10 protein-coding genes are annotated in these 9,196 nt (G+C 46.0%); 6 read left to right on the plus strand and 4 right to left on the minus strand.

Annotated features, from left to right (window positions below; all coding sequences use genetic code 11):
• Window positions 1–79: 79 nt before the first annotated feature.
• Window positions 80–445 (plus strand): LysR family transcriptional regulator, encoded by a 366-nt coding sequence (locus QUA40_RS19070; protein WP_333128620.1) that lies wholly within the window; start codon window positions 80–82, stop codon window positions 443–445.
• Window positions 446–1,136: 691 nt separating this feature from the next.
• On the opposite strand, the gene QUA40_RS19075 is transcribed toward QUA40_RS19070, so the two are convergent.
• From QUA40_RS19075 to QUA40_RS19090, 4 genes are all read right to left on the minus strand, one after another.
• Window positions 1,137–1,661 (minus strand): hypothetical protein, encoded by a 525-nt coding sequence (locus QUA40_RS19075; protein ID WP_333128623.1) that lies wholly within the window; start codon window positions 1,659–1,661, stop codon window positions 1,137–1,139.
• Between the two features lie 310 nt (window positions 1,662–1,971).
• Complete coding sequence (locus QUA40_RS19080) at window positions 1,972–2,994, minus strand: WG repeat-containing protein (protein WP_333128642.1); 1,023 nt, start codon at window positions 2,992–2,994, stop codon at window positions 1,972–1,974.
• Between the two features lie 93 nt (window positions 2,995–3,087).
• Window positions 3,088–3,279 (minus strand): hypothetical protein, encoded by a 192-nt coding sequence (locus QUA40_RS19085; protein ID WP_333128625.1) that lies wholly within the window; start codon window positions 3,277–3,279, stop codon window positions 3,088–3,090.
• A gap of 234 nt (window positions 3,280–3,513) precedes the next feature.
• Window positions 3,514–6,291, minus strand: a complete 2,778-nt coding sequence (locus QUA40_RS19090) for a phycobilisome rod-core linker polypeptide (RefSeq protein WP_333128626.1) — start codon at window positions 6,289–6,291, stop codon at window positions 3,514–3,516.
• Between the two features lie 150 nt (window positions 6,292–6,441).
• Between QUA40_RS19090 and QUA40_RS19095 the strand changes: the two genes are divergently transcribed.
• The 5 genes from QUA40_RS19095 (at window position 6,442) to QUA40_RS19115 (ending at window position 9,000) form a co-directional block, all read left to right on the plus strand.
• Window positions 6,442–6,705 (plus strand): hypothetical protein, encoded by a 264-nt coding sequence (locus QUA40_RS19095; protein WP_333128628.1) that lies wholly within the window; start codon window positions 6,442–6,444, stop codon window positions 6,703–6,705.
• 59 nt (window positions 6,706–6,764) lie between these two features.
• Complete coding sequence (locus tag QUA40_RS19100; protein ID WP_333048382.1) at window positions 6,765–6,941, plus strand: hypothetical protein; 177 nt, start codon at window positions 6,765–6,767, stop codon at window positions 6,939–6,941.
• A 37-nt stretch (window positions 6,942–6,978) separates the two neighbouring features.
• The gene (locus QUA40_RS19105) at window positions 6,979–8,208 is read left to right on the plus strand and encodes a class I SAM-dependent methyltransferase (protein WP_333128630.1); all 1,230 of its coding nucleotides are present in this window, start codon (window positions 6,979–6,981) and stop codon (window positions 8,206–8,208) included.
• A 142-nt stretch (window positions 8,209–8,350) separates the two neighbouring features.
• Window positions 8,351–8,599, plus strand: coding sequence for a hypothetical protein (locus QUA40_RS19110; protein WP_333128632.1), 249 nt, complete (start codon window positions 8,351–8,353; stop codon window positions 8,597–8,599).
• Between the two features lie 155 nt (window positions 8,600–8,754).
• Complete coding sequence (locus tag QUA40_RS19115) at window positions 8,755–9,000, plus strand: hypothetical protein (protein WP_333128634.1); 246 nt, start codon at window positions 8,755–8,757, stop codon at window positions 8,998–9,000.
• Window positions 9,001–9,196: the final 196 nt, after the last annotated feature.

The following is a 9,196-nucleotide window of genomic DNA, read 5'->3' on the forward strand; positions in this document are numbered from 1 at the left end:
TGTGCCTGTTGTTCTGATCCTAGGTCGAATTTATCTAAAATACAAATTATAAAATTTTAGAGCTGGTATAAATCTATTTATGATTAACTTTGAATGGTATCGCAGCTCGATCGACGTTTACCGCGTGGGAACCGTATCCCGGGCCGCCCAAGTTCTCCACCTCACGCAATCTGTTAGCCAACACGTCGCAGCAAGAGAGTCAGCTTTGGGAAATCCCTTGTTTCAAAGGACTCCGAGGCGGATTGTTCCCACGGAATCGGGACAAAGATTTTATACTCAAATTGCTGGTGCGATGAGAAACTCGAATCAATTCCGCACAAAAACTCAACCGCCGAAACTCCACAAACCATCAGAATCGGTACGCCCCAAGAATTTTTTACCGATCGACTTCTGGGTCAATTACCACAGGACGATCGCACTTTTTACACTGTACAATTTGGGTTAACAGCAGAGTTAATCCAACAACTCAAAGCCGGAAAGCTAGACATTGTAATGGCTACCCAAAAAATTACCTTGTCTGATATCGAATATGAATTGCTATTCGAGTAAAATTTCGGGCTAGTCGGGTCGCCAAATGCGATGTTCCGATTTCTGAAGGAATCAGTCAAGCAGATTTAAACCCACTGTCTCAATGACTGTTAACTCAACTTGGGATTACTTACAGTGAAGAATTGCCGATCGCCCGCCGCTTTTAGCGCCTGGTGTTTGGCAGAATAATCGGCGTTCAACCCAAACTAATTAAGCTGTTGCACATTTAAAATGCGTATTTCAGAGGTTGAAATCCTTTACTGGCTTAGATAGCCTCGAAAATTTAAATGATGAACAGCTTATTCCCGATTTAAGAGCAATTAGACAAGCCGTGGAATGCGGATTTGGCTTTAGCATTCTTCCCGACTACTTGTGTGCTGATTGGGTGAAATAAAATCGCTTGACACTTATCCTAAAACCTGCACAGGCTTTAACCAATCGCATCTAGCTGGCTTTCAGGAAATATGAAAGACAGTTGCGAAAAATCAAACGGATGTTAAAATTTTACCAATTTCAATAATTATCTCAACGCGAGGCTAAGCCTCTAGATGTGCCTTACCAGGCTGAGCCTGGTAAGGAGAAATTATCATCCCAGAAACTATTTTGTTTTATTTATCCAAAATTTCTTTACCAGAAAACCTTCCTAAATCTATTGCCAAATTATTCAAATCATTGATTGACAAAACCTTTTCTATCTTTTTTGATTTAAAGTTAATTGAAATTTTATAAAAATTATCTTTTGTTAGAGGTATATTAAACGAGCCATCCCTATTTGCTTTGGCTAATCCAATAATACTATCCTTACTATTCTTAACGACGATTTCTGCTCCTCCTGCACCAAAAAGATTAGTGACATAAGCCCCGTTAGGTACTTCTTTAATATATTTCATACCTAATTTTTCAACTACCTCTTTCTTTAAATCACAAGTAAAAACAATCTTACCCGTTAATTTTACATTATTTGATGCAACATTTGTAGAATAGGAAGAGAATGTTAAAGTTGAATTAGAAGTATTTACAAAACTGGGAATATTTGTTGAGTTTGCTATATTAGAATGTTCGCGAGTATTTTGTGTTTTATTAGAATTTCCATATCCACTTAAAGCATAAACTAACAAGCTAGATCCAAGCATTAATAAAAACTTTGTGTACATAATATTTTGAGTCAGCGTGGGAGACAAACTCTATTATACCACAGCCGACGCTATAGCAACAAAATCGCAATCATTCTCATCTGTGCTCGCTATCACTGCATCGGCATCCTAATTATGAACACAAGTATAGGCAAATCCAATTACTACTGTTTTGAATATGTCTAAAACTTGATTAATAGGAGTTCGTTTATACTTTCCGATCTGTCCAGGCATAGTTGTTCATTCCCCTTCGACTTTTATGATGCTTGAGGAAGTCTTGAAAATGTGAAAACTTCTTAAGTTTTACAGGCTAATCAATCAAATTGCCCGCTTTGTCAATAGTGTGCGATTGCCAACCATTTCTCACCCTTGCCAGCCCGTTATAAAATTTTTCAGCCTCCTCAAACTGTGGTTCGATAACAATCTCACCATTCTGATCCATGTAGCCCCACTTATTATTTATCATGACAGGGGCGAATCCTTCGCCGAAGTCTAAAGCCCCGTCTAATTGCTGTTTATTGATTGGATTACCTTCTTTATTGATGTAACCAAAAGTTTTATTAACACTTCTTACCCTTGCTAGCCCTTCACAAAATTTGCCACCCCATAAGTAGTTAGGGTCGATAACTATTTTGCCTGTTTTATCGATATAACCAACATGATAACCTAGCCCAACTCTTGCCAGCCCTTCGGAAAATTTTTGCGCTGAATTAAATTGAGGGTGAATTACTACCTCACCTGTCCGAGTTTCATAGCCCCACTTACCAGATTCCTGAAATGGTACTGGTAAATTATCCAGGGGTTCTAATTCTGCTGTAGTCAGTTTTAAGGCGTGTAATACTTCAGTTGCATCTGTGTAGCGGTGGCGGAAATCATACCGTACCATTTTGGTCAAAATATCTGCTAACCATTTGCTGACATTGACCGCATCAGGCAAGATAAATTCAAATTTATTATCTCTGCTAATTTCACCAACTGCTAACCCTGTTACAGCTTGGATTGCCATTAGTCCTACAGCATAGATATCGCTTGCAAACTGTGGATTGCCCTGAGATTGTTCACTTGGCATATAAAGTCGAGTACCAATCTCAATTGTGCTGGAGATATTCACTGCCCCAGAAATCTCTTTTTTAGCAGCACCAAAGTCAATTAAGATTAGCTTATGATCTGAATATCGTCGCATAATGTTGCTGGGCTTGATATCTCTATGAATTACACCCTGCTCATGTACATAAGCCAGCACTTTCAGCACCCCTTGTAACAGTTCGAGCACCTCATCCTCACTCCAGGGTTTACCGACAGTGATTTCGTTGCTCAGGTCATGTCCTTCAATATACTCCTAAACAATATAAAAGTCTTGATTTTCCTCAAAATAATCGATATACTTGGGAATTTGGTCATGCTCCTTACCAAGCGTTATTAAAATTTAAGCTTCATGCTTAAAACGGCTAACCATATCTGAATCGTCTTTTCTGTTAGGTTTTAGCAGTTTAACAACGCATTTACGGTGAGGAACCGAGAGTTTTTGTGGGGATTCGGCTAGATAAGTTTCGCCAAAACCACCCGAACCTAATTTTTCTTTAATGAGATAGCGATCTTGCAGTGTTGTACCAATCATTTTCCTAACCTTACCACTCAGTTTTTATTAACCACAAGTTATTAGAGGAAACACTTAAATATTTTGGATGTAAGAGACGATCTCCAGTCTCTTACTACAAAATCACAATCCTCCGCGACCTCGATCGCCCAAAGTGAATATCCTATAAAAAAAGGGCTGGCAATTATACCAGCCCTTCAACTAATTTGAGATGTTAAATTAGCAGTAATCTAACATCTCAAAACTCCAATCAATCTAGCTTCTGTCAGTAGCAGCTACTGGCTCAAAGCTTGGAACCACCAACTCATCATTCTGCTTGGTGAGTAGATTGTACAGCCTTTCGGTATTTGGGAAATTCGCCGCAGGCAGAGTCGGGAAGCGACGGTAAGGAACAGTATCCTCGCCAAACGCCTCGGCATATTCAACGCTGTTCAACATTGCGTTGATAAACCCCTTAATCCCTTTACTTGCCAAGATTTGGTTGTACGTCCGAATCTCCGCTTGATTGCGGGGAGCGCGGCCCAAGAAGTGCTTCGTTCCCAACTCAATCACCTTAGTATTGGGATAAGGTGCGTAGAACTGTTTAACGTACAGCGAGGAGCAGCCCAAAGCCTCAATGAACTCCTTGAGATTGATTTCATTGTTGCCCAGTTTGCTTTCCAGGGCCGTGAATTCATTCTTCACAACATATGGGTTGATGTCGCGCTCAAAAACTTGACGGTAAGCAGCTTGAATTAAAGTTTTTAAAGCTACTTTGTCCGAAGTAGTCGTCAACTTGAACACCTTAGTTTGTTCACGCCGCTTGCTGACACCTTGAGCAATCCGACTTTGCAACTCGATATCGCCCCGATCGCCTGCTGCACCCAGTTCAATAAACCGAGGAGTTTCGGGCGTCACAGCTTGGACATTTTGCTCAGCGACGGAACCCGATCGCATCGTCCGCATCGACAAACCAGCGGGAGTTACATAGCGCTCGTAGGGTACTGTATCTTCCCCAAAAGCTTCGTTGTACTCCGTGCTGTCCATGATGCTATCAACCAGCGCGTAGAAACCCTTCTTAGCGCAAATGTCAAAGTAAGCGTTCATTTCCTGACGGCCATAGGTAGGGCGTCCCAGGAGTCGGCGGTGAATGTACTCGATCGCCTTACAAACGTAGAGCTTGCTCCAGTACATATTGCGGAACACGTCAGACTTCGCCAACATCCGAATAAACTCGCGCATCGGAATGTCGCCGTTTTCCAGCTTAATTTCCGCCACCTTTTGGCGTTGGCCATCGAACACATCGCGACCGAACACTTGCAGGTAAGCTGCCCGAATCACCGCTTGAGTGGAACTTTCGGTAAATTTGACACTGGAAGCACTGCTGTAGCTGCTAGAGACACCGCGGGCAGTTTTCTTGGAAGCCACATAGCCGCCTGGTAACTGGTCTAGTTTAAAGACCTTGGGGCCCAGAGAGCCTGGAGCCTTGCCGCGGGCTTGCGGGTTGCTCAATTGATTTTCAATCCCCGCACCTTGACGGATCAGGATACGGCGAGTGTCTTTGCCGAAGGGAGCTGGACGGTTCTTGGGGTTGCGAGTTTCTTGCGGGAAAATCGCGCCGAACTGAATTTCTAAGGGGTCATTGCCAATACCGTAAACGTGCTGGTCTGGTAGCGGCTGAGTGTAGCCCGCAAACAAGGTGATGAACTGAGGAACCTTGCGGAACGGAGCGCTGAAATTGAACAAATCAATTTGCGGGCCCCAGTTGCGGCATTCCTGAGCTTCTTGGCCCAAACCGCGCAGGTAAGGCACGGTTTCTTCGCCGAAGTAGTCGGAATATTCCTGGGAATAGACCATTGCATCTACGAGACCTGCCAAGCCGCCTTTAGTGACGATCGCAAAATACTTGCTAAATTCCTCCCGCGAGCTCAAACCGCGGCCCAAGAAGTGGCGGGCGGCCAATTCTACAGCACGGCTGTTGACAAACGGCTCGTAGAATTGCTGGCGGTACAGAGGAGATTTGCCCAGGCGGCGAATAAACTCTTTCATTGAGATTTCGCCATTTTTGACCTTGGATTCCAAGTCAGAAATGCTTTGGCTGTATGCGCGGCTAATGTCGCGCTCGAATACTTGGCGGTAAGCTGCTTTGATTACTTCGAGCTTTTCGGCCGAAGACAGGCCGGTTTTCATGACGAATTTCGACCGTCGCTCGGCTGCGTTGAAGTAGATTTGAGGCAGTTGCAAGCCTTGCTGGTCGTTGCTTTCGCGCTGCCGCACCTTGTCGGAAGGTGTGGGAGCTTTGAATTCGGTAATTGCTACGTCGAAATACTGTCCGACGATCGCCGCGGCCTCTGCATTGTTTCTGAAATAGCCCAAAGATGCTGCCTTCATTTCCTGCATTGCCACAATTGTGGCTGCGGAAGAGCAAGCATTTTCGATGATTTCCCGCAATCCGCGCACGTTCACCGAAATAATATTCGGGTCGCCCGCGACGATCGCGTAGGTGATGTAGCGCAAAAACCAGCTCAAATCCCGCAGAGATTTGGTCATGTTGCCCGGGCCGTAGCGCGAGACATTTATCGGCTGAAATCCTGCTGGGATTGGGCCGCTGTAGCCGCCACCGTTGCCAGAAAACAGATTTCCCAGCCCCAAGAATCCGCCGCCGCCTGAGCCGTTGCCCCCGCCGCCTGCGCGACCTTCAACGTAGGTAACTGTTCCCAGTTTCATGCCTTCAGAGACATTCCCCGAGCCGCCGCGAGCCGCGCCTGCTACAGCCATCGTAGGTTCTTGTGGTCTTTCCAAAAATGCCAGCGGGGAACCGCCGGTAAAAATCCGGTTGGCTGCGCGGGATACTATCAGTTCCGAGTTTTGGGTCAGCGTCGCAGAGATATCGATCCGAAGAGCCCCGGAACTGAAATAACTTGCTAGTTCGCTGAGTTCGCCCCGCTGTAGAAAGCGGTCTTGCTGTTCTGCTTGCGAAATTGTTGCGACCGGTACAGTTTGATATAGTTGCGGACGCGCAACCGAGCTTCCACCACTTGCCTTTACAGTCATTAGACTCCTTAGCTCCCTATCCAAATAGTTGCAGCATTTAACCAGACTAACCTTGCCTTCTGATGCAGGTCAAAGTAGGTATTTTTGCTTTGTTTACTTTTTGCCTTTACCTGTCACGAGGTTCGGGCGCGCTTACTTTCTTAGATTAAAATGTTTTGGTTTCATCTTTCTGCCTGCCGGGAAATGTCCGATCCGAAGGCAGGCACGGGGTACTCCCTCCGCTGCGATCCGCCGGTATACCCGTGGAAAAAAAGACTCGGCAGGAGAGTTGCCTTTGGGCGATTGCAGCCAGTGCCGTCAATTAAGGGAAAAGAAAATCAAAAATTTTCTTCGGCCTTTTTCTGGGCGTTTAACTTTCTGCTTAAAGACGCCTCCGCTTTACCCGAAAGCTCAGCGGTAGCAGTGGGTTATTGACAGTCCTTGTTTGTTAAAAAGCCTGCCGAGATTTATTGTATAGATTTAAGCGAGCGTATATGAGAAAAAATGATAAGTTTTATTACGCAGAAGCTGTCAGGGCTTGGCTACCAGGGGTTAGTCGATCGCCCGATCGCTCTCTCTTAGGCTTCCCAACTTGGCGAGACGCCACTTTGGTTGCCAGTAACGCAGCAATAGAAGTGCATCGCGTCGCGCTGTTCGTCCGTAGCTACTGACAACTAATCTCCAAACTCACGCACAATTGCCTCACTTATGGATACTACGCCTGATATCAGTGCTGCCGTGCGGCGGCTTTACGATACTTTCCCTTTCCCGCCCGATCCTTTGTCAGATGAACCGCCCCCTGGGTATAACTGGCGCTGGAGTTGGCCTGATGCTTACAATTTTTGCATCGGCCAAAAGCCGCCAAAACTCGATATTCGGATTTTAGACGCTGGCTGCGGCACTGGTTCGAGCACCGATTATCTGATTCACCTCAATCCTGAAGCTTCGGTAACGGCGATCGACCTGAGTGCGGGTGCTTTGAAGGTAGCACAAGAACGCTGTCGGCGATCGGGAGCGCGCGAAGCTGATTTTCGCCACCTCAGCTTGTACGATGCCGCCGAGTTAGAGGGCGAGTTTGATTTGATCAACTGCGTGGGCGTGCTGCACCACTTACCCGATCCGATCCGGGGCATTCAAGCGCTGGCGGCGAAGTTGGCTAGCGGCGGTTTGATGCACATTTTTGTGTATGCTGAGCTCGGACGCTGGGAAATTCAACTCATGCAAAGGGCGATCGCCCTTCTTCAAGGCCCGCAAAAAGGTGACTATCCCGATGGTGTGAAAGTCGGTCGTCAAATCTTTGCTTCTTTACCAGAAAACAACCGTCTTGTCAAGTACGAAAAACAGCGTTGGGCAGGAGAAAATCAGCGGGATGAATGTTTTGCTGATATGTACGTTCACCCGCAGGAAATTGACTACAATATCGAGACTTTGTTCGAGTTAATTGATGCTTCGGGATTGGAATTTATTGGTTTTTCAAATCCGGGATATTGGCAGTTAGAAAGACTTTTGGGTAAAGCGCCGGAATTGATAGAAAGAGCTCAGGGTTTGACGGAACGGGAGCTTTATCGATTAATTGAATTGTTGGATACGGAAATCACTCATTACGAGTTTTTCTTGGGCAAAAAGCCGATTAATAAAATTGATTGGTCGGACGATGAAGCACTTTTGGTGGCAATTCCAGAGTTGAGTGGTTGTATGCACGGTTGGCCGAGTCAACAAGTGTTTGATTGCAACTACCAATTGCTCAATTTGTCAAGTGCTGAATTTGAGTTTTTGCAAGGTTGCGTATCCCCCCAAGCCGGGGCGGGCACGGGGGCACCGCCCCTACAAGGTGGTGGGAAGACTGTTGGGGAGATTTTAGGGAATGTGGAGATGGGATTGGATGAAGTGCGATCGATCTTGTCAAAACAGCTAATTTTGCTAAGACCGAAATTATAGGGCTTTTTCATTATGTGAACGAACCGCGAAGACGCCAAGAGCGCGAAGGAATAACTGCATCTCTTTCTTTCTCTTCCTTGGCGTCCGCGTGCCTCGCGGTTCATTTAATCTTAAATCTTGCACGATTCTCAATTAGCCTTTTATGAACAGGCAAGATGCCTGTTCCACAAGAAAATTTATCTTTTGTGGAACGGGCATCTTGCCCGTTCTTGAGAATGGTGCAACATCTCAGTTTAATCTTACTGCTTTACTGACTTTCGGTAAAATCCCAAATGGATTGACAGAGGCCCCCGTCTGCGGCTACGCTTTGAAGTTAGAGGTTGCTTTGCTTGTAGAGGAAGTAGCCCGCGTCGCCCAAAAATCTAGTTGCACTGCCCAAAGCTGCTGGTAACAGCAATGGACAGCTAACCGCCAAACTGATCACAGCAGTCTGGAGGCTAACGGAGTATCTTAACATCCTCTGTAGCCGCCCTGCTATGTGTTGAAAAGCGGGGCGGCTAGGTTTTTGGGTTTTTCTAGAAAACCCAAAACCAGGAGAACATAATTATGTCACAGGAATTCTTGCCTGACGACAACAAATTTGCACGGCCAAATGACGACTCAGCAGCAGAATCGGAACAGGATGTCGTGTGTGTAACGGTGACAGGTTCGCCCAAGGGTGTCAGGGAAACCATACTCACTTTGTACCGCCTGGGATTTGCCCAAGTCGGCGATTGGAGTCCCCTACAACGTGCAGCTAATCCGAAGCAAGTAATGAGTGTGCTGATTCGCCGTCGGAAGCGCAAAGCGTAGGTGTTTGCTCGTTCCCAGGCTAGAGCCTGGGAACACATTCCATGAGCATCTGCCTCCTGTTTTTATTTTTATCCGTTAGCGAGGCAGAGCCTCTGGATCTCGGTTCCCAGGCTAGAGCCCTACCGTGTACACACAAGTCAAAGTAAACTAGGCTCATGTTTTGAGAGAGGTATAAACCGTGGACAACCCCATACTG

Source organism: Microcoleus sp. Pol11C3 (genome assembly GCF_036701485.1).
Lineage (GTDB): Bacteria > Cyanobacteriota > Cyanobacteriia > Cyanobacteriales > Microcoleaceae > Microcoleus.

Bases quoted from the DNA above. Each gene is read 5' to 3' on its own strand.
- QUA40_RS19070 (WP_333128620.1), top strand. From the start codon at position 80: ATGATTAACTTTGAATGGTATCGCAGCTCGATCGACGTTTACCGCGTG.
- QUA40_RS19115 (WP_333128634.1), top strand. From the start codon at position 8,755: ATGTCACAGGAATTCTTGCCTGACGACAACAAATTTGCACGGCCAAAT.
- QUA40_RS19105 (WP_333128630.1), top strand. From the start codon at position 6,979: ATGGATACTACGCCTGATATCAGTGCTGCCGTGCGGCGGCTTTACGAT.
- QUA40_RS19075 (WP_333128623.1), bottom strand. From the start codon at position 1,661: ATGCTTGGATCTAGCTTGTTAGTTTATGCTTTAAGTGGATATGGAAAT.
- QUA40_RS19095 (WP_333128628.1), top strand. From the start codon at position 6,442: ATGTTTTGGTTTCATCTTTCTGCCTGCCGGGAAATGTCCGATCCGAAG.
- QUA40_RS19090 (WP_333128626.1), bottom strand. From the start codon at position 6,291: ATGACTGTAAAGGCAAGTGGTGGAAGCTCGGTTGCGCGTCCGCAACTA.
- QUA40_RS19100 (WP_333048382.1), top strand. From the start codon at position 6,765: ATGAGAAAAAATGATAAGTTTTATTACGCAGAAGCTGTCAGGGCTTGG.
- QUA40_RS19085 (WP_333128625.1), bottom strand. From the start codon at position 3,279: ATGATTGGTACAACACTGCAAGATCGCTATCTCATTAAAGAAAAATTA.
- QUA40_RS19110 (WP_333128632.1), top strand. From the start codon at position 8,351: ATGAACAGGCAAGATGCCTGTTCCACAAGAAAATTTATCTTTTGTGGA.